The organism is Mycobacterium sp. SM1 (assembly GCF_018361265.1).
In the GTDB taxonomy this organism is placed as follows: Bacteria; Actinomycetota; Actinomycetes; order Mycobacteriales; family Mycobacteriaceae; genus Mycobacterium.
This window is the reverse complement of the sequence record NZ_JAFLNH010000002.1, coordinates 229295-255037: the sequence shown is the minus strand read 5'-3', so window position 1 is coordinate 255037 and position 25743 is coordinate 229295. Positions and strand designations below refer to the sequence as shown.

Here is a 25743-nt window from a genome sequence, read left to right as displayed (position 1 = left end):
CGCGCACTGCCTTACAGCTCGGTGACCGACCCGCCGGCGGCGGTGATCTTCTCCCGCGCGCTGCCGCTGAACTTGTGCGCGGTCACCTCGACTTTGGCGGTCAGCTTGCCGTCGCCGAGCACTTTGACCAACGAATTCTTGCGTACCAAACCCTTGGCCACCAGGTCGTCGACACCGATCGACCCGCCGGCAGGAAACAGCCGGTTGATATCGCCCACGTTGACGATCTCGTATTCGATACGAAACCGGTTGCGGAAACCCCTCAACTTCGGCAGCCTCATGTGAATCGGCATCTGACCGCCCTCGAACGTCACCGGAACGCTCTTGCGGGCCTTGGTCCCCTTGGTGCCCCGACCGGCGGTCTTGCCTTTGGAGCCCTCACCGCGACCGACACGAGTGCGTTTGGTTTTCGCCCCGCGCGCGGGGCGCAGATCGTGAAGCTTGATCGTCACTTCTCACCTCCGCTGGGCGCCTCGACGGGTTCCACCCGGACCAGATGGCGCACGACCGCGATCAGCCCGCGGGTTTGCGCGTTGTCCTCCCGGATCACCGAATGGCGGATCCGCCGCAGGCCCAGTGTGCGCAGGCTCTCACGCTGGCGCCAGCGCGCCCCGATCGTGCTGCGCACCTGGGTGATCTTCAGCTCAGCCATGGTATCCCGCTCCCTCACGCGCAGCGATCGTCGCCGCCACTCCACTCTCCCGGCGCGCCTTGAGCATCCCCGCCGGAGCGACGTCCTCGATTGGCAAGCCGCGCCGCGCCGCCACCTCCTCGGGGCGCTGCAACAGCTGCAGCGCGGCCACCGTGGCGTGCACGACGTTGATCGCGTTGTCGCTGCCCAGCGACTTCGCCAAAATGTCCCGCACCCCAGCGCATTCCAGCACAGCGCGGGCGGCACCCCCGGCGATCACGCCGGTGCCGGGGCTGGCCGGACGCAACAGCACCACTCCGGCGGCAGCCTCACCCTGCACCGGATGGGTGATGGTGCCGTCCAGCAGCGGCACCCGGAAGAAGTTCTTGCGCGCCTCCTCGACCCCTTTGGCGATCGCGGCCGGGACTTCTTTGGCCTTGCCGTAGCCGACCCCGACCAGGCCGTTGCCGTCGCCCACGATGACCAAAGCGGTGAAGCTGAACCGCCGGCCGCCCTTGACCACTTTGGAGACGCGGTTGATCGCGACAACACGCTCCAGGTAATTGGTCTTCTCGCCGTCGCGGCCCCGACCGCCCTCCCGGCGGCTTCGGCTTTCCCGCGTGTCTCGGCCCTCGGCGCGGGTGTCGGCACCGCCTATGGTCGCCGACCCTTCCTGCGCGGCCGCCCCGGCCGGTCGCTCCGCCATTATGCGGTCCTTCCCGTCATGTTCGAAAAGTCGATGAGCGCGCTGGTCATCAGAACTTCAATCCGCTCTCCCGCGCGGCGTCGGCCAGTGCCGCGATCCGCCCGCCATACTTGTACCCGCCCCGGTCGAACACCACGGTGTCGATGCCCGCGGCCTTGGCCCGCTCGGCAATCAACTGCCCCACGCGCACGCTGCGGGCCTTCTTGTCGCCCGGCACCGCGCGCACGTCGGCTTCGATCGAGGAGGCAGCGGCCAGGGTGGTGCCATTGACGTCGTTGACCAGTTGCACGTGGATGTGCCGCGCGGAGCGGTGCACCACCAGCCTGGGACGCTCCGGTGTGCCGGAGATCTTTTTGCGGATCCGTGCGTGCCTGCGCAGCCGTGCGGCCCTGCGCACCCCGGAAATGCCCTGCCCCACCCGTTTTCGCGAGGCAATGTCCGATTGTGCTGTGGCCATGATTACTTACCTGTCTTTCCGACCTTGCGGCGAACCTGCTCACCTTCGTAGCGCACACCCTTGCCCTTATACGGGTCGGGGCGGCGCAGCCGCCGGATGTTCGCCGCGACCTGGCCCACCTTTTGCTTATCGATTCCGGAGATGGAGAACTTCGTGGGTGACTCGACCGTGAACGTGATGCCTTCGGGCGCCTCGATGACCACGGGATGGCTATAACCCAGGGCGAACTCCAGGTTGGGGCCTTTGAGCTGCACGCGGTAACCGACACCGAAGATCTCCATCTTGGTGGTGTAGCCCTGCGTCACCCCGGTCACCAGGTTGGCCACCAGGGTGCGGGACAACCCATGCAGTGAGCGGCTGCGTCGCTCGTCGTCGGGACGGCTCACCACGATAGCGCCGTCGTCGTTGCGGGACACCGTGATCGGCTCGGCTACCCTCAGCTCCAAGGTGCCCTTGGGTCCTTTGACCGACACCTGCCGGCCGTCAATCGTCACATCGACTCCGGCGGGAACCGGAATCGGTTGCTTACCAATGCGTGACATCTGTTGGCCCCCTCACCACACGTACGCGATGACTTCGCCGCCCACGCCCTGCCGGGCCGCCTGGCGGTCGGTGAGCAGACCCGACGACGTCGAGATGATCGCCACCCCCAGGCCACCGAGCACCCGTGGCAGCTTGTCGGATTTCGCGTAGACCCGTAAGCCCGGTTTGGAGACCCGGCGCAGCCCGGCCAGGCTGCGTTCTCGGTTTGGGCCGTACTTGAGCTGAATGACCAGGGCCTTTCCCACCCGGGCGTCCTCGACGCGGTAATCGCTGATATAGCCTTCGTTCTTGAGGATCTCGGCGATGTTGGCCTTGAGCTTGGAGTGCGGCAGCCGGACTTCGTCGTGGTATGCCGAGTTGGCGTTGCGCAGACGCGTCAAGAAGTCTGCGATCGGGTCCGTCATTGTCATAAGCGCCGCTCCTCCTCATCGCCGCGCTTTGCGTCGTCGACAGCGCGTGTCATCAGCGCCGGCTCACCTTCCTCACGGTTCACCAACTGCTCTTTCGCACACCCGGCAGCTCGCCGGCATGCGCCATCTCCCGCAAGCAGATTCGGCATAACCCAAACTTGCGGTAGACCGCGCGGGGCCGGCCACACTTGCTGCAGCGACTGTAGGCGCGCACGGCGAACCTCGGTTTGCGCTGAGCTTTAATTACCAGTGCCTTTTTCGCCATCCGCTCAATTCTCCTTAAACGGGAAGCCGAGGGCCCGCAACAGCGCCCGTCCTTCGTCGTCTGTCGTCGCCGAGGTGACGACACTGATATTCATGCCGCGGGGCCGGTCTATCTTGGCCACGTCGATCTCGTGGAATACCGATTGCTCGGACAGCCCCAGCGTGTAGTTGCCGGCGCCGTCGAACTGCTTGGGCGAAAGCCCGCGAAAGTCACGGATACGCGGCAGCGCGATCGAGGTGAGCCGGTCGAGAAACTCCCACATCCGGTCGCCCCGCAGCGTCGCCCGTACCCCGATCGGCATGCCTTCGCGCAGCTTGAACTGGGCGATCGACTTGCGGGCCCGGCGGATTTCGGGTCGCTGGCCGGTAATCATCGCCACGTCGTTGACCGCGGCATTGATCAGTTTGGCGTCGCGGGCGGCCTCGCCGATGCCCATGTTGACGACGACTTTCACCACGGTCGGGATCTGCATGACGTTGGCATAGCCGAACTGCTTCTGCAGCGCATCCCGGATTTCCTCGCGGTAGCGCACCTTCAGCCGCGGCTGAAGCTTGGCCGGCGTATCAGTGGTGCTCATCGCCTAAATGTCCTTGCCGTTACGCTTGGAGATACGGATCTTTTTGCCGGTCTCCTCATCGATGCGATAGCCGACTCGGGTGGGCTTTCCGTCGGAGTCGACCACCATCACATTGGAGACGTGGATCGGGGCTTCCTGAGTGACGATCCCACCGGATCGAGCGCCACGCTGGGTGGCCGAGACCGGTGTGTGCTTCTTGATCCGGTTCACACCCTCGACGAGCACCTTGTTGCGCGCCGGATAGGCTTGCAGCACTTTTCCTTTAGCGCCCTTGTCCTTACCCGAGATGACCAGCACGGTGTCGCCCTTGTGCACTTTCATCTACAGCACCTCCGGGGCCAGCGAGATGATCTTCATGAATCGCTTCTCCCGCAGCTCACGACCGACCGGCCCGAAGATACGGGTTCCGCGTGGGTCGTTGTCGGGTTTGATGATCACCGCGGCGTTTTCATCGAACTTGATGTAGCTGCCGTCGGGCCGGCGCCGTTCCTTGGCCGTGCGCACCACCACGGCTTTCACCACGTCGCCACGCTTGACGCTGCCACCGGGGATCGCGTCCTTGACCGTCGCCACGATGACGTCGCCGATGCCGGCGTAGCGGCGCCCGGAGCCGCCGAGCACGCGGATGCACAGGATCTCCTTGGCGCCGGTGTTATCGGCCACCTTCAGCCGCGACTCCTGCTGGATCACCAGATCTCCTCTGTCCCGCCTGTCCCGGCGTCTCGGCGCGAACTGCCCGTCGGGCGACCGGGTCGAACGTGTGCACACCGCCGTCCCGGTGGGGGTTCCCACCGAAGACCTGGCGTGGGTGGTCTTTGCCGCCGATGGGCACGCAGGGCCGACAACCGCCAGCCGAGGTCTGCCCACGGCAACCCCTAGAGTCTAGGTGAGGACCTGCCCGAAGCCAAATCTCCTGGCCGCTTTGCTGCTGCAGGCTGCCGCGCAAACCAGGGCCGGCGACGCTCAGCGACGACGCGGTGGCGAACTGACCGCGATGGTCTAAAACGATGGTGGATCGTGGTCATTCTGGGGTGGGGTCGGCCCGAAGTAGCTCAGGCATTCGGCCCGCCGGACGTAGCGGGCCTGGTGGTTTTGCCGACGTTCGGTGGCGATGCGCCAGGCCCGGTTTTGCGCCCGGGTGCGCCGCCGGGTGGGCATCATCGCGGTGCGGTCCCCGCAGTAGTCGATCGCAGGGTCGGCTTCGGGTACCGGCATGGCGCCGGTGGCGCGGCACAAGCTGGGAAACAGCAGGGCGCTACCGGGGGTGGTCACATAGGTGTGTCCCGACGGCGAGGTCAAAATCAGCGTCCCGTCCGGCAATTGCTTGTCCCGCCAGCCCCAAAACGTCTTCACCAAATGGTGAGTGCGGCAATAGCACTTCAGGTTCGACGCATGCGTGGGCCCGCCGTTGGAGTACGGGATCGTATGATCCAGATCGCAGTCGTGCGCTGGGCGGTCACAGCCGGGCCAGCGACAGGTCAGATCTCGGCAGCGCACAAAATCGGCCAGCGCCTTGGAGGGCACATAGCCCGGCTCGGGCGGGCCATCACCGGGATGCACCAGCGGCACCAGCTTGGCCGAGCGGGCTAGCTCGGCAACCAGTTCGGGCGGGATAAGCCCGTCGGCGCCCACCAACGACCCCGCCTCGGTGCCCGTTCCATCCAGGGTGGCCTGCTCGGCGATCACATGAATCACCACCGGACCCGGCGCTGGCTTGGCGCCCGCCACGCAGTCCGGCCGCCCGCAACGGCATGCCAGCCGATCCGCCCTGACCGCCAGCGCCCCCAGGGCATCGGCGCGGCGCTGCTGATGGCTGCGCGGATCATGCTCACAGACCGTGGCCGCCAGCGCCGTCAACCGCTTGTCCAGAGCATGCGCATCAGGGGTCAACAGACTACCGTGGATCGCAGAGATACCGCCCTCGAGCAGGTCACCGATCCAGATCTCGCGCTCGCTCTGACGCTGGGTGCGACGGCGCACCGCATCGGCGTCGGCCTTGGCGACGATCTTATCGATCTGGGCGGCCAACCGGCCCCGCGTCATCGACGGCCAGCGCGCCGCGTTGACCGCCAACCGGGCATCCACCGCCGCCAGCACCTCGGGCTCGGTGATCAAATCGGTGCGATACACCATCGTGGCGAACATCCGAAAATCGATATCCCCCGCCTTGAACACCTCGCCCACCCTGGGCAGCCGCTCCCGCATCGCTCGCGCATAGCGCAACCGGCTGGCCGCCAATCCCTGGCTGATCCGCAGCGCGGCAGCCAGCTCCGCGGTCACCGCCTCCTCGGTGTCCACCGCCCACTCCTTGTTGTCCGAGCAGCGCGAGAGCCGATAGGCGAACAGCTCCCCAATCGCGGCCAGCTCCGCGGCAGCCGCCCGATTCTCTGCCCGCGCGCACGCGCAGATCCGATCCAGCAGCGCCGCCGACTCGGGCGTGCGCGACGGATACCGCCGCTCAAACAACTCGTCAAAGCGGGCCATCGCCTCCGGCGGGGACACAAGGCCAGGCGACTGCTCGAACATGGTTTCGATACTAGGCGAGGCGTCCGACAAGCAATCTGGCCCGAGCAGCCGGCTGTGGATGAAGTGGGAGCTGTGGTTAACCGGCAACAAGCTGATCGCGCCGCCGGTGGCAAGGCGAGCGGAACGTGCGGACATGCCAACAGCGTTTCGTCGCGAAGGCCTCCCCCTCACACTTCCCTTGAGCCCGTGGGACTCGGCTGTGTGGCCGATTCTGGCGATATCGTCGAGGCAACCGCAGCCGGCCGCAACTGCCGCGGCGGTCAGATTGAGCGGCTACCGGCGATCTCCGAGCGTCGCCGACACCGCTGCTTCCAGCATCGGGTAACTGATTCGCTCTTGCTCCAGCCGCACCGCCGTGCCGAAGGTGTCCTCGACGAGATCCCGATACAGCGCGGCCTCTTCGCCGGTCAGATGCGCCAGATCCGTATTCACCGGGACGGGCTCACGGTCCCAATGGGTTTCGTGGGCCAGCAGGGTGGCGCGGTCCATCAGCATCGACCGCGCGGACGGGAAGCCGGCGCGCAGCCGGTCGAGAATCGCAAAACCGTGGGTGTCGATGTCACCCCAGTAATACAGCGGGACCTCGCGCAGCCAGCCCAAACGGCTGACACGAGACACCGCGTATCCCCCGCCGAAGATCAGCAGCGACCGCGCAACAGCAGGAAACGCCAGGCAGGTCACCTCGTTCTCCACGACGAAGACCCGCTCGACGCCCAGCGGCAGAAGGGCCAGCTCGTCGGCGCATAGTTCCACGTCGGTGATGCCCGCCGGAAAACGCGACACCACCGGGTCGAGGATGCGGATCCGGACCCGTGACGGCTTGCCGCGGAAGCCATACCGGGCCGCGAAGTCGTGCGCGTCTGCGACCGTGCGGCACGCCGCGACAACGTCGACGAGTTCGGCCAGGATCGCGCGGTGGCCTTCGATGAACTTGGTGTCCACACCGGGCACGTCGATCTGGCGCAGGTAACGGCCACGGCCGGCGTTGTCAACGACCCAGCGCACGCATGCCAGCAGCCGCTCGAAGTACTCCTGGTGCGCCAAGGCGCGCATGGGTTTGTCAACAACCCATGAATGAAGCTGGGGGAGAGCCTCGTTGGTTAGCGTCAGCAGCTCGCGATGCCGGTGGGCCTCGCCGGTGGTGCCCAGGAAGCAGCTGAGATCCTCGAATGTCTCGATGCGGAAGCGGTCGGGGACCGCGTTGGCCCCGATGTGGCGCCCACCGATCGTCTTCGTGGACAGCGTAAACGGGCCAGGATGATCAGCCCACTGCCGTACCCACGCGGAAACCTCGGGGTATCGCGGACCGAGCTCGCCCGCCGTCGGTCCGCGGAGCCGCAGCTCGATCGGGGTGAACGCCTCACCCCGGGCCCGCTGCGCCAACAGGGCGCCGGTGTCCCACTTCTTGCGCAGCCGAGCGCGGATGCTCGCCGGAGTCGACCACTCGGTCACGGCGCGCCGTCGACGCTGACCATGCTGTGCAGCCGTTTGCGGGCGCGGTATTCCTCGATGGTCAGGCATTGCAGCGCAGAGCTGTTGCCGTGCTTGTTCTCAACGAAACCCACCGAGGATACGAACGGCTCGATGACGTGGATCTTCTGCAGCGGGGTGACGATCAGCAGTTGCAGGCCCAGCTTGGCGAACAACGACAACGCAAAGCGGGTCGAGTCATCCGAGCCGCGGCCGAACGCCTCGTCGATCACCACGAAACGAAAGTCCTTGGAGCGCTTCACTCCCCACTTGAGGTTGAACTGATAGGCCAATGATGCCGCCAGGATGGTATAAGCGAGCTTCTCTTTCTGCCCACCGGACTTGCCGCCGGAGTCGGTGTAGTTCTCGTACTCGCTGTCGTCGCTGCGCCACCGCTCCGAGGCGGCGAACGTGCACCAGTTGCGCACATCGGTGACCCGCTTCACCCAGTTGCGGTCGGCCTCGGTCATCCCCTCCCGGCCGCGGAACTTCTCGATCAGATCCTTGACCAGCAAAAACCGCTCTTCGGAGTACTGGTCGCCCGCCTCGGCGCCGATCGAGCCGTCGCTGCATCGGCGCAGCTCATCGCGGAACTCGCGGATCTCCCGGTTGGGGGTGGGCGATTCCTCGAGCCGGATGTAGCGGCCAGGGTTGTAGTCGATCCCCACCAGGGACTCGTTGATGACCTCGATGCGCGACCCGATCAGCTCGACTTGTTTGCTCAGCTCGGAGTGGAATCCGGCGATGTCACGAATCGTGTTGGTGTTCAAGTATTCCTTGAACGCGGCCTCGAAACGCGGCAGATCGTCGCTGAGCAGTCGCGCGCGCAGGGCGCGGTACTCGCCGGCGGCCGCCAGGCTGTCGTCCATCTCGAGGGCGTCATGAGGATACTTACGGCGGAACTCGGCCATCCGCCCGACAATCCGGCGACCGAGCTGCTCGGCTTTGGCGCCGAGGGCTTCCGCTTCCGTGGTCAGCGCCCGGTAGTGCTTGGGTTCCTCGTCCGCACAGGCGTCCGCGGTCGCCGGGTCGGCGCCGACCCGGGCGGCCAGCGCGTCGTAGTACCGCACGGCCGCGGCGGCGCCCGGCTCGGCCGCGATCGTTGCCGCCGCGGCTGCGCCGGCTTCGGCCCGCTCCCGATCCTGAGACAGCTTGCCGATGTCCTGCTCGGCGCGGCGACGCTGCTCGTCTGCCGCCTCGATCTCGGCCTCGACCCGCGCGATCTCACGGCCGATGCGGGCCAGCTCACCGGATGACGCCTCCAACTCGCGCTTGCGCCTGGCGAGGCGATCGATCTCGGTGACCAGTGACTCCCAGTCGATGTCGTCATAGCTGGTAGCCAATGCCTCGAGCTGGTCGAGCGCCGACTTGCGGCGGCCGATCGTCTCCAGCTCGGCGGCCAGCCGGGCCAGTGTGGCCTCGACGCGGTTGAGTTCGGCGTGCACCCGCTGACCGTCGGCAAGCAGCGCATCGATCTTCTGCTCGTTGCTCCAGCCCAGGACGTAAAACCGGCGATCGTCGATGCGGTGCGAATCGTCCTTTTCGTGCCGGCCACCGCGGCCGCGGATCTGCCCGGCGCGGGTCACCGCGAACTCGTGCCTGCGGAAGTCGTCCATGCTGTCCACGCAGGCGTGCGGCGCGCGCCTGGCAAGCTCACGCTCGAGCCACGCGTAGAAGGGCCCGTCCTTGATCTGCAGCTTGTGGGCAAGGGCGGTGGGCCCGGGTCTTTCGACGCCTTGCCGGGAAACGGTCGCCGGCACCCGGTAGTAGACGAGCTTGCCGCCCAGATGGTTGACATCCACGCAGTCGGAGACCGGCCGATACAGCTCCTGGGGCACCAGCAGCGACACCCCCAGCCCGTGCAGGACACGTTCGGCGGCGCCTTCCCAGTCGGCTTGCTCCGGGGCAACCTGAATCAGCTCGCCGGCGAACGGAATTCTCGACGGATCGACGCGCAACTCGGCACACAAGCGTTCGCGGATCCGCACGTGGTGATCCGGGATGTTGCTCGGGCGCTGACGCAGGCTCGCCAATTCGGTTGCGATCTCGGTGGCTTCCGCCTGCAACGCCCGGTGGACCACCTTGGCATCGGTGCTCTGGTTGTAGACATCGGCCATTGCCGCCCGCACATCCGTCGAGCCCGCGACGATCTCGGCCCTGCGCTGCTGGAACTGGCCCGCGTCGGCGACCGCATCCAGGCCGGCGCGCCGCAGACAGTCGTCGTACTGGCCGTGACGGCGCTGCCGGTCCTCCCGCCGCGACGATCGGTCCTCGATCTGCCGGTCGATCTCGGCGATCACGGCGCCGCCATGACCGGCCCGCTCCAGTTGTAGGCTGGCCAGCGCCGCACGCAGCGACGCCAAACTCTTCTCGACCCCGGCGCGACGATGCTCGGCGTCGGCCAGTGCCCGGGTCAGCGCCCGGGCGTGCTCGGTGTGCAGCCGCGCCCGAAGCCCGGCGAAGTAGTAGCGCAACGCATCCCGCTGGCCGTGCAGCTCGGTGAGCCGTTTCGCCAGTTCGTCGTGAGCGTCGCAGTCCGCCACCAGCGGGGCCAGGTCGGCGAGTTTGGCCCGCGCCATCACGACCGCGTCGTGTGCCTTGGTCAGGTCGTCGAAATGCGCGATCAGCTTGTGCACCCACGCGGCGGCGTCGAACGGTTCGAGCATGTGGTCGCGGACGAAGTCGTTGAGATCGCCGACCGACTTCATCGACACCGTTTGGTGGAAGAGCTCCACCGCCTGCTCGGAGGCGATGGACAGCTTGCGCCGGAAATCACGGCTGTACTCGGGGAAATGGTCGAAAACCGCTGCGCCCGCCTGCCGCAACCGCTTGCGCAGGGTGGTGAGTTGGCAGCCGAAGCCGCTGAAGTGCTCGGTGATGGATAATTCCGCGTCGGCGATGACGTAGAAGCGGTCCGGCCGGCCGCTGACGCCCTCTTTCATCGAGAACACCTGCGCCAGCGTGACATCGGCGCCGAACCCGGCCCCAAAACCAGCATTGCGGAAATACCCCAGCACCACCGAGTAGGTGCCGGGGCCGCGCAGCCCGACGGGACGCGAGCTTCCCGTCGCCTCGTTGCGCTCGGACTTGTAGTAGCCCAGCACATATGACCGCAGATCCCGTTCCCGCGCCGTGGCGCCGGCCGCCTTGTTGTAGGCGATGCGGTGCGCGGGCACCAGCAAGGTGGTGACGGCGTCGACGAGGGTTGATTTGCCCGAGCCGATATCCCCGGTGAGCAGGCCGTTGCGCCCGTCGAGCTGCAGTCGCCATACCCGTCGATCGAATGTTCCCCAGTTGAGCACCTCGAGCCGCTGCAACCGGAAACCGGTCAGCGCGTCAAGCCCATCGTCGAGGTCGATCGGCGAGAACAACCCGGTCACCGCTCGCGCTCCAGCTCGGCCGCGTACTCGGCCAGACGGGCGTCGAAATCCGAGAGCCACTGCCCGTCCACAAACGCCTTCAGTACCCGACGCACCTCGAACTGGTTGTCTTGCTTGGGTATTCGCCTTAAGAACCCGAGGTCGACAACCTTGGCGATGGTGCGGTCGATGTTCTCGGTGATCTTGGCCTCGTTGGTGGAGGTGGGCATGAGCATCGCCATCATCTCGAGAAGCTGCTCGCGGCTCAGGATCACCCGATAGCTGTCGTCGGCGGCGTCGGATTCGGCGAGTTTCTTGCGCAGCAGGGCGAGCAGGAGGCTGGTGTGAAACGACAACGCGTGCCGCGGGATCAGCCGGGGAATATCCCGATCGTCGTCCGGGTCGTCGGGCTTGGAGCGCAGGAACGCATATCCCTCGGACTCGTCGACCACCACGACAAGCCCCATGGTCGCGACGTAGTCGCCGACCCGCGGCACCAGCTGGACCAAGTGCTGCCACACCTTTTCATGCGTGTCGCGGTACACCACACCCTTCATCAGGTGGGTCACCACCAGCGGCAGGTTGAGCTCGTCGCGGGGCACGGTGCGCGTCGTTGCCATGTCAATCTCCGTGTAATCCATTGCGCGCGTAGATAATCCTTGGAAGCGTGGCGACGCGGACCAGCCCGGCCTCGTCGGTCCATGCCACGGTATCGCGGGCGGTCTCGTCGAACACGGTGCGAAACGCCTCGTCGTCGAGCGACATGTAGGTGATGAGCTCGGCGAGCCCCTGGCTGATCGGATTCTCGGCGATGACGTCACGCAAGCCGACCTGACCGGCACGTTGCAACGCCCGGCGCACCGAGCCGATCAGCGGCCGCGGATCGACATAGGTCTGCTCGAACAGCGCGGCGACCTCGCTGTCAAACCGTCCCTGCTCGACACCGCTGCTGTCCACCGCGGCGGCGCGGGGCCTGCTGTAGAGCGGCCGCTCCATGGGCAGCCGCACCACCGGGGCGCTGGCGTCGATCTTTTGGGTGAGCCCGGCGGTGCGCTGATCACGCAGCGCCAGCGCATTGGCCTCGATGCTGCGCAGCAGTTGCATTACCCGGCGGTTTTCCAGCCACACCTGGTCGTCGAGGAAACGCCGCAGCTGCTCGGACAACTGCCGCACCGTGGCTTGGGCGCGCTCGCCGGCGTCGAGCCAGTCGTGGTGGATGAAGCGCAGCCGGGCGTTATCCGGGTTGTTCTTGGGATCCATCAGACCCAGCCGGTGCACCTTTTCCAGCAGCTCGGTCAGCTCATGCTGGCGACGCGGCGAGAGCAGCAGGTCGTAGAAGGCCTGAAAACTGCGGCCCTGGTCGGAGTCGCTGATGTGGCTGCGTCCGCCCACGATGTCGTCGAGCAGCTCCCCCTTCGCCCCATCCCAGGTGGCGATGCGTTCCCGCATCTCCCGGTCGAGGCGGCGGAAATTGGCCTCCACCTCCCGGAAGTCGGCCAGCAGCCCCCGCGCGGTGTCGGCGAACTGTTGATACCGGTCGCGCGCGGAGGCGGGATCCAGGACCGCGAAGTCGCCGCCAGCGACCGCGGCGATCTCGTCGTCAATTTCGGCGCGTCGGCGTTCGAGCTCGTCAAGGCGGGCTCGGGCATCGGTCTGCAGGCCGAACACCAGCTGACGCAGCAGCTCGAAGATGGTGTTGAGCCGGGACTCGGTGCCGACGAACGACCGGTCACGCAGGCCGCGTACCCAGGCCACGGCCTTCTCGACCGCCGGGGTGGCGTCGTAGTGCGGCTCGTCGCAGCCGGGCGGATAGTACTTGCGCAGCCAGCCGACCTCGGGCGCCGACCAATCGTCGAGATACGCCCGCGCCGATTTCGGGTAGGCTTGCTCGCCCAGCCGCTCGCCCAGGGCGAACAGCTCGTCGTCCAGCCGGCTGATCAGCTGCGACGCCGCGATGTCGCGGACGTTCTCCTCGATGAACACCCGGCCGAGGAAGGACAAGATCAGCGCCGCGTTGTCGGCGCGCAGCAGCCGCCAGGCCGGGCTTCCGGCGCGCAGCGCCGCGATCTCCTCGTACCGCACCGGCCAACCGTATCGCCGGTCACCGACATCCTCTGCTAGGCGTGCGTGTCTGTCTGGGAGCCGTCGCAGATCCCCGGGCGGCCGATTCGGCGGATGTCGCCGAGGTGAGCGGAGTGTGCGGACGGACCACCTTTGCCCACTTGCTCAGCATCTGACGATGTCATCGAGTCGCGACGTTGGCGCTGGAAGAGCGGCTAGTCGAGCACGAACGCGGCAAAGCTGCTGCCACCCAACACACTCGGTCCATGCCACGACGGCGCGACAGGCGCAGGGCAACTCCGAAACGTGCTCACCGGCCCGCGGACAATCTCGACGCCGGGCAATTCGACGATCCCGAGTGGGTCTGGGTGGGCGATCAGCGGATGCTCGTCGTCGGCTACACCCCCGGCGGGGCACCGTTCGGGTGCTTCGAGGACGAGCGTGAGGATCTCGGGTAGCTGCCCGGCGCGGCGCAGCCGCGCGGCGGCGTCCCCCGGTTAGCGTGGTAGCGCGCGGCACGATGAGAGGGAACTGAATGCTGGTCCTGCACGGCTTCTGGTCCATGTCGGGGGATTTGCGGCTGTGGGCGGAGGACTCCGATCTGACGGTGAAGAGCCCGAGTCAGGCGTTGCGTTCGGCGCGGCCGCACCCGTTCGCGGCGCCCGCCGACGCGATCGCGGAGATTCATCCGGGCAAGCAGGGTAGTTCCGTGCTGCTGTTGCCGTCGTTGCGGTCGGCGCCGCTGGACTCGCCGGAGCTGATCGGGATCATCCCGCGCCCGGCCGCGCGAACCAACCCGACGCTGCTGGCGTGGGCGGTTCCGGTCGTGCAACTGGATGCCGGAGCCGCGCTGGCGGCGCTCGACGAGCCGGTGGCCGACATCCGCTATGGCGCGTCCGTCGGCTACCTGGCCGAACTGGCTGCGTTCGCACGTGAGCTGGCCGAGCGGGGTCGCGTCCTGCCACAGCTGCGGTGCGATACGCACGGCGCGATCGCCTGCTGGCGTCCGGTGTTGCAGGGGCGCGACGTGGTCGCGATGAGCTCGCTGACCTCGGCGATGCCGCCGGTGTGCCGGGCCGAGCGGGGCGGACACGACCCGCACGAACTGGTGGTGTCGGCGCTGAATGCGATGGTCGATGCCGCGATGCGCGAGGCGTTGGCCGGGATCGACCTGGCGCCCCCGCGCCGGGGCCGCGCCAAGCGTCAAGCAGTCGTGGCGGAATGGTTGACGGCGCTGACTGGTCCGGACGGCCGGTTCGAGGCCGAACCCGACGAACTCGATGCGTTGGCCCAGGCGTTGCGGCCCTGGGACGACGTCGGCACCGGCGTGGTCGGCCCGGCAAGGGCGACATTCTGGTTGTCAGAAACCGAAGCCGACGACGGCGAGGCCGAGACCGAGGCTGGGGCCCGCTCGTTGTGGCGGCTGGAGTTCCTGTTGCAGTCGACGGAGGACCCGAGCCTGCTCGTCCCCGCCGAGCAGGTGTGGGATGACGACGGCAGTCTGCGCCGGTGGCTGGAGCGACCGCAGGAGCTGCTGCTGAGCGAGCTGGGCCGGGCCAACCGGATCTTCCCGGAGCTGGCGACCGGCCTGCGCACCGCGCACCCATGCGAGCTCACCCTCGACGCCGACGGCGCCTACCGGTTCCTGTCGGACACGGCCGCGGTGCTCGACGAGGCGGGGTTCGGCGTGCTGCTGCCGTCCTGGTGGGATCGGCGGCGCAAGCTGGGGCTCGCGCTGTCGGCGCACACCCCGGTCGACGGAGTGGTGAGCAAGGCCAGCAAGTTCGGTCGCGACCAACTCGTTGAGTTCCGCTGGGAGCTGGCCGTCGGCGACGACACGCTCACCGAGGACGAAATCGCGGCGCTTGCCGAGACCAAGGCCCCGTTGATCCGGCTGCGCGGCCAATGGGTGGCGGTGGATCCCGAGCAGCTGCGCCGCGGGCTGGAGTTCTTGGCACGCAAGCCCGCCGGCCGCAAGACCGCGGCCGAGATCCTCGCGCTGGCCGCCCGCCACCCAGACGACGTCGACACCCCCCTCGAGGTCACCGCGGTGCGCGCCGACGGGTGGCTCGGGGACCTGCTCGGTGGGGCCGCGGCGCAGACGCTGCGGCCGCTGTGGCCGCCGGACGGATTCACCGCGACGCTGCGCCCCTACCAGCAGCGCGGCCTGTCGTGGCTGGCGTTTTTGTCCTCGCTGGGCTTGGGCAGCTGCCTGGGTGACGACATGGGCCTGGGTAAGACCGTTCAGCTGCTGGCTATGGAAGCCTTTCAGCGACACCAGGATCCGAATGCCGGTCCCACGCTGCTGCTGTGCCCGATGTCATTGGTCGGTAACTGGCAGCGGGAGGCGGCGAAATTCGCGCCCGGCCTGCGCGTCTACGCGCACCACGGCGGCGCGCGGCTGCACGGCGACGCGCTGGCTGAACTCGTCGAGCGCACCGATCTGATCGTCAGCACCTATGCCACCGCCACCCGCGACATCGACGAGCTGGCCGGCTACCAGTGGAACCGGGTGGTGCTGGACGAGGCGCAGGCCGTGAAGAACAGCCTGTCGCGGGCGGCCAAGGCGGTGCGGCGGCTGCAAGCGGGGCACCGGGTGGCGCTAACCGGCACGCCGATGGAAAACCGGCTGGCCGAGCTGTGGTCGATCATGGACTTCCTTAATCCCGGCCTGCTCGGATCCTCAGAACGGTTCCGCACCCGCTACGCGATCCCGATCGAACGGCACGGCCAGACCGAGCCGGCCGAGCGGCTGCGCGCGATCACCCGGCCCTACATCTTGCGCCGCGTCAAAACCGACCCGGCGATCATCGACGACCTGCCGGACAAGATCGAGATCAAACAGTACTGTCAGCTCACCACCGAGCAGGCCTCGCTGTATCAGGCCGTCGTCGCCGACATGCTCGACAAGATCGAGAACACCCGGGGAATCGAGCGGCGCGGCAACGTGCTGGCCGCGATGGCCAAGCTCAAGCAGGTGTGCAACCACCCCGCGCAGCTGCTGCACGACCGCTCCCCCGTCGGCCGGCGCTCGGGCAAGGTGATCCGCCTCGAGGAGATCCTCGAGGAGGTCCTGGCCGAGGGTGACCGGGTGCTGTGCTTCACCCAGTTCACCGAGTTCGCTGAGCTGCTGGTGCCGCACCTGGCCGCGCGCTTCGGCCGCGACATCGCCTACCTGCACGGTGGCACCCCCAAGAAGCGCCGCGACGAGATGGTGGCCCGGTTCCAGTCCGGGGACGGGCCGGCCATCTTTTTGCTGTCGTTGCGGGCGGGCGGCACCGGGCTGAACCTCACCGCGGCCAATCATGTTGTGCACCTGGACCGGTGGTGGAACCCGGCGGTGGAGAATCAGGCGACCGACCGGGCGTTTCGGATCGGACAGCGCCGCACGGTGCAGGTGCGCAAATTTATCTGCACGGGCACTCTCGAGGAGAAGATCGACGAGATGATCGAGGAGAAGAAGGCGCTGGCCGAGCTGGTGGTCACCGACGGGGAAGGCTGGCTGACCGAACTGTCCACCCGCGACCTGCGTGAGCTGTTCGCACTGGCCGAGGGAGCCGTCGGTGAATAAGGCTCGCCGGCGGACACCTCCACGGGGCTGGTATCCCCAGCCCTCGCGACCCCGTCCCGTGCAGGGCGGGCTCAAGGCCCGCAGCGCCCGCGGCGCCATCGCGCAGACCTGGTGGTCGCAGCGGTTCGTCGCGGTGCTGGAGGACATCGGCCTGGGTAGTCGGCTGCAGCGCGGCCGGACCTACGCGCGCCAGGGGCAGGTGATCGCGCTCGAGGTGGATCCGGGCTTGGTCAGCGCCGAGGTGCAGGGCAGCAGGGCCCGCCCGTACCGGGTCCGGATTCAGATCCCCGCATTCGGCAAGTCCGAATGGTCCCGAGTTGAGCGCCGCCTTGCTGAAAATGCTTGGTACGCAGCTAAACTACTGGCCGGCGAGATGCCTGAGGACATCGAGGACGTGTTCGCCGGGTTCGGCCTGTCGCTGTTCCCCGCGACCGCGCGGGAGCTGTCGCTGGATTGCGCCTGCCCCGACTACGCCGTCCCCTGCAAGCACCTGGCCGCCGTCTTCTACCTGCTGGCCGAGTCCTTCGACGATGACCCGTTCGCCATCCTGGCGTGGCGGGGCCGCGAGCGCGAGGATCTGCTGGCCAACCTGTCCGCCGTCCGCGCCGGCGGAGCACCGGTCGCCGACCGCGCAGAACAGCCAGCCCGACCGCTCGCCGACTGCATTGACACTTATTACGCATGCCAGGCCGAGGTGCGGGTCCCCAACCCGCCGGCGACGCCGGCGGCGGCGCTGCTCGACCAGCTGCCCGACATCAGCGCCGCTGTCCGCGGACGGGCGCTGACCGAGCTGCTGCGACCCGCCTATCACGCCCTCGGACACGGTGGCCAGGCCGAACCCGCATGAACGCCACGCGCACTGGCCGCTGCCGGCGAACCGGGCCGAAGGCTCCATGTTGTCGGCGACACGTTGGCGCCGCCCCCTTCGATCCACCGATCTTGCCCATAGCAGCCACCCCACGAGCCGCCGCCTTTTTAGCTGTGGCCCAAGCGGTCCGAGACGCACCGGAACCCGATGTGCGTGGTGGCGGTGTCTTGCGACTGGGGAGAGCGCGCCGCCGGCCGGTAGCGGTGGCAGTACTCCGGCGCGCACAGGTGCGAGCCCCCTTTGAGCGTCTGGCTGATCGCGGGGTCCGCGGGGCCCGACGGCGCACAGCAGGCCTTCGGCGGCCGCTCGAGCCGATGGTGCGCGCGAAACTCGGTGGCCGTCCACTCCCAGACGTTGCCGATCATATCCAGCAATCCAAACCCGTTGGGCGGGAACGTGCCCACCGGAGAGGTGCCCACCCAGCCGAGGGCGCCGTCGTTGCGGTACGGGAACTTGCCCTGCCAGGTATTGGCCATCAGCCGCCCACCCGGCTTTTCCTCGTCACCCCATGCGTATGTCGTCGTGGTCCCGCCGCGGGCCGCGTACTCCCACTCGGCCTCGGTGGGCAGCCGCCGCCCCGCCCACCGCGCGTACGCCGCGGCGTCCGGGTAGGCGACTTGCACGACGGGGTGATCGGCCTTGCCCTCGATATCGCTGTCGGGCCCGAACGGGTGCCGCCACGAGGCGCCCGGCACCCAGTGCCACCACTGGCGCCAGTCCCGCAGATCCACCGGGCCGGGCGTCGGGCGAAACACCATCGCACCCGGCTGCAGCTCACCGGGGTCGGCTCCCGGGTAAAGCGCGGGATCGATCGGTTGCTCCGCGACCGTCACATAGCCTGTCGCGGCGACGAACGTGGCGAACTGCGCGTTGGTCACCGGGTGGCGTTCCACCGCGAACGCGCCCACGGTCACGGTGTGGATCGGCGCCTCTTCGGGGTAGCAACTCGAGCCCATCCGAAACGTTCCGCCCGGCAGGTCCACCAACTCGGTGAGCACGGTTTCAGGGTATGACGATGGCGAACTCCGGCAGCAACGCGGCTTTCGCTGCGTCGAACCCGGGCGCGCCGACCGGTCCTTCCAGGTGGATCGTGACCAAATAGGTCTTGGTGTTGGTCCAGATGTCGGTGATGCGGTCGGCGAAAGCGACCTCACCGCTCGGCCCGCCAAATGCCCCGGTCAACTTCTGGCTGCTGTAACCGCAAAACTGGGCCGCCGCAACGTCGACCCGAACGTCCGGATGCGCTGCGCGCAGCGTGGCCGCGTAGTCGGCGAAGGCCGCAGCGGGGTCGAGGGTTGTCGCGGCGACGGTGATCTTCCCCGTCAGGTCGTCGGGCCCGCTCAGGGTCAGCGCCACGTCGCCGTCTCCTGGCTCCGAGGTCCAGCCGTCGGGCACCGCCACCGTGATCCGGGGCGCGGCCGGATCGGAGACCGTAGCGACGCTGGGAGTTCCGATACCGCTTGGCTGCGGAAAGCACGCGAACGCGTTCGGTGGAATGTGCTCCGGCACTGTGGTCTCGACTCCTGGTTCCGCAGTCGGGGTTGTGGGCGTTGTCGTCATAACCACCGACGGAGCCGTTTGATCCGCCCGGATAGCGGTGCCTGCGCTGATCCTGTCGCACGCGCACACTGCGAAGGCCACCGCGCATGCGGATCCCAGCGCGGCGCACCACGGCCTCAACGGCCTTTCAGTCACACGCAAAGGCAAGTGCCAGTTTCCTTTCCAAATCTGTGTACGCTGCACCCGAGAGATCGACGGTGACGTGTGTGATGGCGCCCCCGGTGAACTCGAACGGCGCTGGGTAGCGCCTGGACACCCCCGAGCCACTGTCGCGCCCGACGGTGGTGGTGACGCCGGCCAGCCCGAACGTGCCCGGCTGGGTCTTCATGTCCGGCATTGCGGCAACCGGGGTGCCGTCGATGTAGAGGGTGGCTGCACCCAGCGGGGTGTGGCTGTCCGCGACCGTGCCGGTCCGGGCATAGCGCACTCCCAGCAGATGCCTGCCCGGCGGCACCGCCGCGGGAGAGGAGAGCAGCTGCTCCTGCTCGCCGAGGAAATTGTAGACGTAGTGCAGCCGCCCGTCCTGGATGAACAGGACATGCCCCCCGTGGCGGCCGCCCTGTTTGAACAACACACCTTCGGCACCGGCGGTGCCGATGGTCACGTCGGCCAGCACCGAAAACGACCGGCCGCGTATCTCGGCGCCCGCACCCATGCCCACGCCGGCGGTGCCGGGGTAGTAGGTGTAGGTGGACCGCTCGCCGGCCACGTACGGCCGCCACCGCGACATCGTTTCCAGCAGGGTCAAATCGGCCAGGGGCAGCCCGTTGTACTTGGCGGCCTCGGCAAACCACAGCGCCTTGAGTTCCTCGAGCTTGCCGGGCTGCTGCGCGGCCAGGTCATGACACTGGCTGCGATCGGCGGCGATGTGAAAGAGCTCCCAGCGGTCGGCGGCGAAATGCGACCACCCCGCCGGGACGGCGGCGTGCACGGTGTTGGCGAACCAGCCGTCATGCCAGATCCCGCGGGTTCCCAGCATGGTGTAGAACTGGGTGCTTTTTCCAGTGTCGGCGTTCGGGTCAGCAAGCGCCGCTTTGAAACTCATTCCGTCCAGCGGTTTTTGCGGGATTCCCCTCACCGTCTGCGGCGGGGTCAAGCCCAGCAGGTCGTACACGGTCGGGGTGATGTCGCAGACGTTGACGTAGTTGTCACGGACCTCACCGTGCGCGGCGATGCCGTTGGGCCAGCTGAGGATAGCCGGGTCGGCGATGCCGCCCTCGTGTGAGGCGTAGCGCTTGAACAACTTGTAGGGCGTGTTGAAGGCCATCGCCCACCCGATCGAGTAGTGGTTGTAGGTCTGCGGGCCGCCCAGATGCTCAAGGTGCTTCAAGCTCTCTTCGACGGTGTCGATGTAGCCGTTGAAGAACTTCGCCTCGTTCACCGATCCGTTCGGCCCGCCTTCACCGCTGGCGCCGTTGTCGGAGATCACCACGATCAGGGTGTTGTCCAGCTGTCCGGAATCCTCGAGATAGTCCAGAATCCGCCCGATCTGGGCGTCGGTGTAGCTGAGGAAGCCCGCGAATACCTCGGCCATGCGGGAAAACAGCTTCCTCTCGTCAGCGTTCAGCGTTTCCCATGGCCGCACCGTGTCCTGTTGCGGCCATGGCTGTCCGGCAGGGCCTTTCACGTCACGATAGGGGTTTATCGCGGATAACTCGGTGCCGGCCGGCACGATGCCCATCGCCTTCTGGCGCTCCAGCGCGATTTCGCGGTAGCGCTCGTATCCCATGTCGAAGCGTCCGGCGTAGTTGTCCGCCCACTCCTTGAAGACGTGATGGGGCGCATGGCCGGCGCCCGGGCACACGTAGGCGAACCATGGCTTCGCGGGCGCGATCACCTTGGCGTCGCGGATGAATTCGATCGTCTTATCGGCGATGTCCTTCGACAGGTGGTAACCGTCCTCGGGGGTTGCCGGCGGCGCCACCGGGTGATTGTCGTACACCAGGTCGGGGTACCACTGGTCGGTCTCACCGCCCAAGAACCCGTAGAACCGTTCGAAGCCTCGCGAAAGCGGCCAGTTGCGCCTCGTCGCCGCCAGGTTGGACTCCTCCAGCGGTGTCAGATGCCACTTGCCGATGCAGTAGGTGTTGTAACCACGCTCGACAAGCACCTCCGAGATCAGCGCGGTGTCGGCGGGTATGCGCCCGTGGCAGTTCGGGAAACCGTCGGTGAGCTCCTCGATGGTTGCCATGCCCACGGTGCTGGCGTTGCGCCCGGTCAACAGCGACGCCCGAGTCGGCGAGCACAGGGCGGTGGTGTGAAATTGCGAGAGCCGCACCCCGCGGCGGGCGATGCGGCTCATGGCCGGCATGTCGACCAGCCCGCCAAAACAGTCCCACGTCGCGATGCCGACGTCGTCCCACACCAGATAGAGCACGTTAGGCGCGTTCTCCGGCGCGGTGGGCGCCGCGTACGGGCCCCAATCGGGCTCCGAATCGCGAATATCCAGCTCGATCTTGCCGTGAAACTCCGCTGCCATCACCGGCTCCGTTCTGCATGACCCTCGGTGCGGCGAGCCTATACCCGCGAAGTGTCGGGGAGGTGCCAAACCGGCGCAGGCACGGGCGCTCAGCGCAGCCGGAAGACCGCGCCCTCGTGACCCCATTCACCGAAGGGTGGCCGCTCGCCGCGGTCGATCGCCCGGATGCTGGGCCGGCCGATGTGGGCGAAGACCAGCCGGCGCACGCCCGCGCCGCGAGCCGCCTCGGCCACGTCCCGCACGCACGCGTGCCCGCCAGCGCCGTGGGCGAATCGGATCGGGCGGTTCCATCCGGCGGCCTCGGCGAACATCAGCGCCGAGCCCGCCGCCCAGTCCGGGAATTCCCAGAACTCGGGCGCCCACACCGCGCGCTGGCGGGCCGTCTCGATCAGGTAGCCCACGGTGGGGTGCGAGGTGTGCCGCACCGGCAGCGGCCGCAGCCGGGTGCCGCCGGCCACGAATGGGCCGACAGCGGGGCGGACACCCAGCTCGGCGGCCCGGCGCCGGATCCGCGGCGCCAACTCCGCGTGCTCGTCGCAGACCAGCCACGCATCCAGCGGCGCTCCGGGATCCGCGGAGCGGCCTCCGTCCAGCATGACGCGGTGGCCGCCCCAGGCCACCAGCAAGCCGGCCGGGCGGTAGCGCGGCGAGCTCATCGCCCCGACACCGAGGAGCACCAGCCGAGGCACCGGCGCCGGCGGAGCCGGAAACTACTTGGCCTTCTCGAGAATCTCGACGAGCCGCCAGCGCTTGGTCGCCGACAGCGGCCGCGTCTCCATCAACGCCACCCGGTCACCGACACCGGCGATGCCGTTCTCGTCATGCGCCTTGACCTTCTTGGTGGTCCGGATGACCTTGCCGTAGAGCGGATGCTTCATCCGGTCTTCCAGTTCGACCACGATGGTCTTTTGCATTTTGTCGCTCACCACATAGCCGATACGGGTTTTGCGCCGGCCGCGGGGCTTGGGTGTCCGCGGAGTATGCCTGGGGCCCTTTTCTTTCGGTTCTTTCGGCGCGGCATCCCCACCAGGCCCCGCCGGTGCCGCGGCGGCCCGTGACACCTTCGGGGCGGCCGTCGCTTCGCTGCCGGGCTCTGCCATCACGACTCCTCACCTTCGGGTCCGGAGGCCAGACCCAGCTCTCGTTCGCGCAGCACGGTGTGAATGCGCGCGATTTGCCGGCGTACGGTGCGAATTCGACGATTGTGATTGAGCTGCCCGGTCGCCATTTGGAAGCGCAGATTGAACAGCTCCTCCTTGGATTCGCGCAGGCGCTCGGTCAGCTCCTCGTCGGTGAGCTCACGCAGTTCGCCAGCAGAGACTCCCACTGCCATCAGAACTGCTCCTCTCGGGTGACGATGCGCGCCTTGATCGGCAGCTTATGAATCGCTCTGGTCAGTGCCGCCCGGGCGACCGTCTCATTGGGATAACTAAGCTCGAACAGCACCCGGCCCGGCTTGACATTGGCCACCCACCATTCCGGCGAGCCCTTGCCCGAGCCCATCCGGGTTTCGGCGGGCTTTTTCGTCAGCGGGCGGTCCGGGAAGATGTTGATCCACACCTTACCGCCACGCTTGATGTGCCGGTTGATGGCGATACGGGCGGACTCGATCTGGCGGTTGGTGATGTAGGCGTGCTCGAGGGCCTGGATGCCGTAGTCGCCGAAGCTCACCGAAGTGCCACCGCTGGCGATGCCGCGCTGACGGGGATGGTGCTGCTTACGGTGCTTAACCTTACGGGGAATCAACATGACTCAGCTCTCCGTGCTCTGTGTTTGTGCCGGCTCGCCGACCGCGGCGGCTTCCTCGGCACCCGCGCGTCCGGCCTCGGTGCCCGTCGCCGTGGTGCCCGCGGCGCCGCTGCGGCGCGGGCGCGTTCCCGACGGCCGCTCGCGGCGCGGACGTTCGCCGCCCACCGGCGCGACGACCGCCTCGCGTTTGCCCCCGACGATGTCGCCCTTGTAGATCCACACTTTCACGCCGATCCGGCCGAACGTGGTCTTCGCCTCGTGCAGCCCGTAGTCGATGTCGGCGCGCAGCGTGTGCAGCGGAACCCGGCCCTCGCGGTAGAACTCCGAGCGGCTCATCTCGGCGCCGCCGAGGCGCCCCGAGCACTGTACCCGGATGCCCTTGACGTTGGGCTGGCGCAGCGCCGACTGGATAGCCTTGCGCATCGCCCGGCGAAACGCCACCCGGTTGCTCAGCTGCTCGGCAACTCCCTGGGCCACCAGCTGCGCCTGCGCCTCGGGGTTTTTCACTTCCAGGATATTAAGCTGCACCTGCTTGCCGGTCAGCTTCTCCAGGTCGGCACGGATGCGGTCGGCCTCCGTCCCGCGACGGCCGATGACGATGCCCGGACGGGCGGTGTGGATGTCCACCCGAACCCGGTCGCGGGTGCGCTCGATCTCCACATCGGCGATCCCCGCGCGCTCCAGCCCGTTGCGCAGCAACCGGCGGATCGCGACGTCTTCTTTGATGTATTCGGCGTACTGCTTATCGGCGTACCAGCGTGATTTCCAGTCGGTGGTAATGCCAAGGCGAAAGCCGTGCGGATTGATTTTCTGGCCCACTACTGCGAGCCTCCCTTCGCGTCAGAAGTCGTAGCGGGTGTCCCCGAGATAGCCGTGGGCGACGCGGTGGACGTCATTTTCGCCGGCGGCGCCTTTTCCGCCAGCGTTTTAGCGGCGGCCTTGCTGGCTTGGGCGCGACGGGCCCGGGCCGACTGCGACGCTCGCCGACCTTTGACCGGACGGCTTTCCACCACCACGGTGATATGGCTGGTACGGCGACGGATCCGGAAGGCGCGGCCCTGCGCGCGCGGGCGGATTCGCTTGGCGGTCGGGCCCTCGTCGGCATACACGGTCGCGACCACCAGGGTCTCCGGGTCCAGCCCATTGTTGTTGGTGGCGTTAGCCGCAGCGCTCGCGATTACTTTGGCCACCGGTTTGCTGGCGGCGTGCGGTGCCCAGCGCAGGATGTCCAGCGCCTCCGACACCGGCTTGCCGCGCACCAGGTCGATCACGCGGCGGGCCTTGCTCGCCGACACCCGCACATACCGCGCTTTGGCGATCGCCGACGGAAATTCGGTCATGGTGGTGGTCATCGGCGCTTGCTCTTCCGGTCTTCCTTGATGTGGCCCTTGAAGGTACGCGTCGGCGCGAACTCACCCAGTTTGTGGCCCACCATCGCCTCGGTGACAAACACCGGGACGTGCTTGCGCCCGTCGTGCACGGCGAAGGTGTGGCCGACGAAGTCGGGAGTAATGGTCGACCGGCGCGACCAGGTCTTGATGACCTGCTTGGTGTTTTTCTCGTTCTGCGCGTCGACCTTCTTGAGCAGGTGATCGTCGACGAACGGCCCTTTCTTAAGGCTGCGTGGCATTTCCCAACTCCTGGCTACTCTCGACCTCTAGCGCGAGTGCTTCTTGCCGGTGCGCCGGCGCCGGACAATCAGCTTGTCGCTGAGTTTGCGTCGTTTGCGGGTGCGTCCCTCGGGCTTGCCCCATGGGCTGCACGGGTGGCGGCCGCCGGAGCTTTTACCCTCTCCGCCGCCGTGCGGGTGATCCACCGGGTTCATGACGACACCGCGAACCGACGGGCGCCTGCCCTTCCACCTCATCCGGCCGGCTTTGCCCCAGTTGATGTTCGCCTGCTCGGCGTTGCCCACCTCCCCGACCGTCGCCCGGCAGCGCACGTCGACGCGGCGGATCTCCCCGCTGGGCATGCGCAGCGACGCGTAGCTGCCCTCTTTGCCGAGCAACTGGATGCTCGCCCCGGCCGAGCGGGCCAGCTTGGCGCCGCCGCCCGGGCGCAGCTCGACGGCGTGGATCACGGTGCCGGCCGGGATATTGCGCAACGGCAAGTTGTTACCCGGCTTGATGTCGGCGTTAGGCCCTGACTCCAGCACGTCGCCCTGCGAGATTCCCTGCGGCGCAATGATGTAGCGCTTCTCACCGTCGAAATAGTGCAGTAACGCGATGTTCGCGGTGCGGTTGGGGTCGTATTCGATATGCGCAACCTTGGCGTTGACACCATCCTTGTCGTTGCGCCGGAAGTCGATCACCCGGTAGGCGCGCTTGTGCCCGCCGCCCCGGTGGCGGGTGGTGATTCGGCCGTGCGCGTTGCGTCCACCGTGACCGTGCAGCGGGCGCACCAGCGACTTCTCCGGGGCCGAGCGGGTGATCTCGGCGAAATCGGAGACGCTTCCGCCGCGACGACCTGGACTCGTCGGCTTGTACTTGCGAATTGCCATGTCGGTTGGGT

Annotated in this window: 29 protein-coding genes; 3 read left to right on the top strand and 26 right to left on the bottom strand. The window is 67.5% G+C overall.

Annotated features, from left to right (window positions below):
- Nucleotides 1–11: 11 nt before the first annotated feature.
- The 15 genes from rplO to MSM1_RS10820 form a co-directional block, all read right to left on the bottom strand.
- Nucleotides 12–452, bottom strand: coding sequence for a 50S ribosomal protein L15 (gene rplO, locus MSM1_RS10890; protein WP_213442111.1), 441 nt, complete (start codon nucleotides 450–452; stop codon nucleotides 12–14).
- Nucleotides 449–652 (bottom strand): 50S ribosomal protein L30, encoded by a 204-nt coding sequence (rpmD, locus tag MSM1_RS10885; RefSeq protein WP_213442109.1) that lies wholly within the window; start codon nucleotides 650–652, stop codon nucleotides 449–451. Before rpmD ends, rplO begins: the two co-directional genes overlap by 4 nt.
- Nucleotides 645–1337, bottom strand: a complete 693-nt coding sequence (rpsE, locus tag MSM1_RS10880) for a 30S ribosomal protein S5 (RefSeq protein WP_236055935.1) — start codon at nucleotides 1335–1337, stop codon at nucleotides 645–647. Before rpsE ends, rpmD begins: the two co-directional genes overlap by 8 nt.
- A gap of 49 nt (nucleotides 1338–1386) precedes the next feature.
- Complete coding sequence (rplR, locus tag MSM1_RS10875; RefSeq protein ID WP_236055934.1) at nucleotides 1387–1794, bottom strand: 50S ribosomal protein L18; 408 nt, start codon at nucleotides 1792–1794, stop codon at nucleotides 1387–1389.
- A gap of 2 nt (nucleotides 1795–1796) precedes the next feature.
- Complete coding sequence (gene rplF / locus MSM1_RS10870; RefSeq protein ID WP_213442107.1) at nucleotides 1797–2336, bottom strand: 50S ribosomal protein L6; 540 nt, start codon at nucleotides 2334–2336, stop codon at nucleotides 1797–1799.
- Between the two features lie 12 nt (nucleotides 2337–2348).
- Complete coding sequence (gene rpsH / locus MSM1_RS10865) at nucleotides 2349–2747, bottom strand: 30S ribosomal protein S8 (protein WP_213442105.1); 399 nt, start codon at nucleotides 2745–2747, stop codon at nucleotides 2349–2351.
- A gap of 79 nt (nucleotides 2748–2826) precedes the next feature.
- Complete coding sequence (locus MSM1_RS10860; RefSeq protein WP_213442103.1) at nucleotides 2827–3012, bottom strand: type Z 30S ribosomal protein S14; 186 nt, start codon at nucleotides 3010–3012, stop codon at nucleotides 2827–2829.
- Nucleotides 3013–3016: 4 nt separating this feature from the next.
- Nucleotides 3017–3589, bottom strand: coding sequence for a 50S ribosomal protein L5 (gene rplE / locus MSM1_RS10855; protein ID WP_213442101.1), 573 nt, complete (start codon nucleotides 3587–3589; stop codon nucleotides 3017–3019).
- A 3-nt stretch (nucleotides 3590–3592) separates the two neighbouring features.
- A complete protein-coding gene (gene rplX, locus MSM1_RS10850) occupies nucleotides 3593–3910 on the bottom strand; it encodes a 50S ribosomal protein L24 (RefSeq protein WP_213442100.1) in 318 nt (105 codons plus the stop codon).
- The gene (gene rplN / locus MSM1_RS10845) at nucleotides 3911–4279 is read right to left on the bottom strand and encodes a 50S ribosomal protein L14 (RefSeq protein ID WP_213442098.1); all 369 of its coding nucleotides are present in this window, start codon (nucleotides 4277–4279) and stop codon (nucleotides 3911–3913) included.
- Nucleotides 4280–4588: 309 nt separating this feature from the next.
- Nucleotides 4589–6115, bottom strand: coding sequence for an HNH endonuclease signature motif containing protein (locus MSM1_RS10840; RefSeq protein WP_213442857.1), 1527 nt, complete (start codon nucleotides 6113–6115; stop codon nucleotides 4589–4591).
- Nucleotides 6116–6388: 273 nt separating this feature from the next.
- On the bottom strand, nucleotides 6389–7567 hold the full coding sequence (locus tag MSM1_RS10835) for a Wadjet anti-phage system protein JetD domain-containing protein (protein WP_213442096.1): 1179 nt from the start codon (nucleotides 7565–7567) through the stop codon (nucleotides 6389–6391).
- A complete protein-coding gene (locus MSM1_RS10830) occupies nucleotides 7564–10965 on the bottom strand; it encodes an ATP-binding protein (RefSeq protein WP_213442094.1) in 3402 nt (1133 codons plus the stop codon). The genes MSM1_RS10835 and MSM1_RS10830 overlap by 4 nt, the downstream gene beginning before the upstream one ends.
- Nucleotides 10962–11564: a DUF4194 domain-containing protein gene (locus MSM1_RS10825; protein WP_236055932.1), complete on the bottom strand. Its 603-nt coding sequence runs from the start codon at nucleotides 11562–11564 to the stop codon at nucleotides 10962–10964. The genes MSM1_RS10830 and MSM1_RS10825 overlap by 4 nt, the downstream gene beginning before the upstream one ends.
- Before the next feature lies 1 nt (nucleotide 11565).
- Nucleotides 11566–13026 carry a DUF3375 domain-containing protein gene (locus MSM1_RS10820; protein ID WP_213442092.1) on the bottom strand — a complete coding sequence of 487 codons (1461 nt, stop codon included), beginning with the start codon at nucleotides 13024–13026 and terminating at the stop codon, nucleotides 11566–11568.
- A gap of 245 nt (nucleotides 13027–13271) precedes the next feature.
- On the opposite strand from MSM1_RS10820, the gene MSM1_RS10815 reads away from it, so the two are divergent.
- From MSM1_RS10815 to MSM1_RS22705, 3 genes are all read left to right on the top strand, one after another.
- Complete coding sequence (locus MSM1_RS10815) at nucleotides 13272–13463, top strand: hypothetical protein (protein ID WP_213442090.1); 192 nt, start codon at nucleotides 13272–13274, stop codon at nucleotides 13461–13463.
- A gap of 77 nt (nucleotides 13464–13540) precedes the next feature.
- Nucleotides 13541–16576, top strand: a complete 3036-nt coding sequence (locus tag MSM1_RS10810; protein ID WP_213442088.1) for a DEAD/DEAH box helicase — start codon at nucleotides 13541–13543, stop codon at nucleotides 16574–16576.
- The gene (locus MSM1_RS22705) at nucleotides 16569–17423 is read left to right on the top strand and encodes an SWIM zinc finger family protein (RefSeq protein WP_213442086.1); all 855 of its coding nucleotides are present in this window, start codon (nucleotides 16569–16571) and stop codon (nucleotides 17421–17423) included. Before MSM1_RS10810 ends, MSM1_RS22705 begins: the two co-directional genes overlap by 8 nt.
- A gap of 128 nt (nucleotides 17424–17551) precedes the next feature.
- Here MSM1_RS22705 and MSM1_RS10800 read toward each other — a convergent pair whose 3' ends face one another.
- From MSM1_RS10800 to rplB, 11 genes are all read right to left on the bottom strand, one after another.
- On the bottom strand, nucleotides 17552–18442 hold the full coding sequence (locus tag MSM1_RS10800) for a formylglycine-generating enzyme family protein (RefSeq protein WP_213442084.1): 891 nt from the start codon (nucleotides 18440–18442) through the stop codon (nucleotides 17552–17554).
- Between the two features lie 4 nt (nucleotides 18443–18446).
- The gene (locus tag MSM1_RS10795; RefSeq protein WP_307857358.1) at nucleotides 18447–18953 is read right to left on the bottom strand and encodes a hypothetical protein; all 507 of its coding nucleotides are present in this window, start codon (nucleotides 18951–18953) and stop codon (nucleotides 18447–18449) included.
- 178 nt (nucleotides 18954–19131) lie between these two features.
- Nucleotides 19132–21483 (bottom strand): arylsulfatase, encoded by a 2352-nt coding sequence (locus MSM1_RS10790; protein WP_213442082.1) that lies wholly within the window; start codon nucleotides 21481–21483, stop codon nucleotides 19132–19134.
- An 89-nt stretch (nucleotides 21484–21572) separates the two neighbouring features.
- The gene (locus tag MSM1_RS10785; protein WP_213442080.1) at nucleotides 21573–22139 is read right to left on the bottom strand and encodes an MBL fold metallo-hydrolase; all 567 of its coding nucleotides are present in this window, start codon (nucleotides 22137–22139) and stop codon (nucleotides 21573–21575) included.
- 54 nt (nucleotides 22140–22193) lie between these two features.
- Nucleotides 22194–22583, bottom strand: coding sequence for a 30S ribosomal protein S17 (rpsQ, locus tag MSM1_RS10780; RefSeq protein ID WP_236056100.1), 390 nt, complete (start codon nucleotides 22581–22583; stop codon nucleotides 22194–22196).
- A complete protein-coding gene (rpmC, locus tag MSM1_RS10775; RefSeq protein ID WP_213442076.1) occupies nucleotides 22583–22816 on the bottom strand; it encodes a 50S ribosomal protein L29 in 234 nt (77 codons plus the stop codon). The genes rpsQ and rpmC overlap by 1 nt, the downstream gene beginning before the upstream one ends.
- Complete coding sequence (gene rplP, locus MSM1_RS10770; RefSeq protein ID WP_213442074.1) at nucleotides 22816–23232, bottom strand: 50S ribosomal protein L16; 417 nt, start codon at nucleotides 23230–23232, stop codon at nucleotides 22816–22818. The genes rpmC and rplP overlap by 1 nt, the downstream gene beginning before the upstream one ends.
- Before the next feature lie 3 nt (nucleotides 23233–23235).
- Nucleotides 23236–24051, bottom strand: a complete 816-nt coding sequence (rpsC, locus tag MSM1_RS10765) for a 30S ribosomal protein S3 (protein ID WP_213442072.1) — start codon at nucleotides 24049–24051, stop codon at nucleotides 23236–23238.
- Entirely contained in the window at nucleotides 24051–24584 is a 534-nt protein-coding gene (rplV, locus tag MSM1_RS10760) for a 50S ribosomal protein L22 (protein ID WP_213442070.1), read from the bottom strand. The genes rpsC and rplV overlap by 1 nt, the downstream gene beginning before the upstream one ends.
- Nucleotides 24581–24862 (bottom strand): 30S ribosomal protein S19, encoded by a 282-nt coding sequence (gene rpsS, locus MSM1_RS10755; RefSeq protein WP_213442068.1) that lies wholly within the window; start codon nucleotides 24860–24862, stop codon nucleotides 24581–24583. The genes rplV and rpsS overlap by 4 nt, the downstream gene beginning before the upstream one ends.
- Before the next feature lie 27 nt (nucleotides 24863–24889).
- Nucleotides 24890–25732 carry a 50S ribosomal protein L2 gene (rplB, locus tag MSM1_RS10750; protein ID WP_213442066.1) on the bottom strand — a complete coding sequence of 281 codons (843 nt, stop codon included), beginning with the start codon at nucleotides 25730–25732 and terminating at the stop codon, nucleotides 24890–24892.
- Between the last annotated feature and the right edge of the window lie 11 nt (nucleotides 25733–25743).

Bases quoted from the DNA above. Each gene is read 5' to 3' on its own strand.
- MSM1_RS10840 (WP_213442857.1), bottom strand. From the start codon at position 6,115: ATGTTCGAGCAGTCGCCTGGCCTTGTGTCCCCGCCGGAGGCGATGGCC.
- rplE (WP_213442101.1), bottom strand. From the start codon at position 3,589: ATGAGCACCACTGATACGCCGGCCAAGCTTCAGCCGCGGCTGAAGGTG.
- MSM1_RS10860 (WP_213442103.1), bottom strand. From the start codon at position 3,012: ATGGCGAAAAAGGCACTGGTAATTAAAGCTCAGCGCAAACCGAGGTTC.
- rpsH (WP_213442105.1), bottom strand. From the start codon at position 2,747: ATGACAATGACGGACCCGATCGCAGACTTCTTGACGCGTCTGCGCAAC.
- rplP (WP_213442074.1), bottom strand. From the start codon at position 23,232: ATGTTGATTCCCCGTAAGGTTAAGCACCGTAAGCAGCACCATCCCCGT.
- rplB (WP_213442066.1), bottom strand. From the start codon at position 25,732: ATGGCAATTCGCAAGTACAAGCCGACGAGTCCAGGTCGTCGCGGCGGA.
- MSM1_RS10785 (WP_213442080.1), bottom strand. From the start codon at position 22,139: ATGAGCTCGCCGCGCTACCGCCCGGCCGGCTTGCTGGTGGCCTGGGGC.
- MSM1_RS10810 (WP_213442088.1), top strand. From the start codon at position 13,541: ATGCTGGTCCTGCACGGCTTCTGGTCCATGTCGGGGGATTTGCGGCTG.
- rplV (WP_213442070.1), bottom strand. From the start codon at position 24,584: ATGACCACCACCATGACCGAATTTCCGTCGGCGATCGCCAAAGCGCGG.
- rplF (WP_213442107.1), bottom strand. From the start codon at position 2,336: ATGTCACGCATTGGTAAGCAACCGATTCCGGTTCCCGCCGGAGTCGAT.
- rplR (WP_236055934.1), bottom strand. From the start codon at position 1,794: ATGGCCACAGCACAATCGGACATTGCCTCGCGAAAACGGGTGGGGCAG.
- rpmD (WP_213442109.1), bottom strand. From the start codon at position 652: ATGGCTGAGCTGAAGATCACCCAGGTGCGCAGCACGATCGGGGCGCGC.
- MSM1_RS10790 (WP_213442082.1), bottom strand. From the start codon at position 21,483: ATGGCAGCGGAGTTTCACGGCAAGATCGAGCTGGATATTCGCGATTCG.
- MSM1_RS10815 (WP_213442090.1), top strand. From the start codon at position 13,272: ATGCCACGACGGCGCGACAGGCGCAGGGCAACTCCGAAACGTGCTCAC.
- rpsS (WP_213442068.1), bottom strand. From the start codon at position 24,862: ATGCCACGCAGCCTTAAGAAAGGGCCGTTCGTCGACGATCACCTGCTC.
- rpsE (WP_236055935.1), bottom strand. From the start codon at position 1,337: ATGGCGGAGCGACCGGCCGGGGCGGCCGCGCAGGAAGGGTCGGCGACC.
- MSM1_RS10825 (WP_236055932.1), bottom strand. From the start codon at position 11,564: ATGGCAACGACGCGCACCGTGCCCCGCGACGAGCTCAACCTGCCGCTG.
- rpmC (WP_213442076.1), bottom strand. From the start codon at position 22,816: ATGGCAGTGGGAGTCTCTGCTGGCGAACTGCGTGAGCTCACCGACGAG.
- rplX (WP_213442100.1), bottom strand. From the start codon at position 3,910: ATGAAAGTGCACAAGGGCGACACCGTGCTGGTCATCTCGGGTAAGGAC.
- rpsQ (WP_236056100.1), bottom strand. From the start codon at position 22,583: ATGGCAGAGCCCGGCAGCGAAGCGACGGCCGCCCCGAAGGTGTCACGG.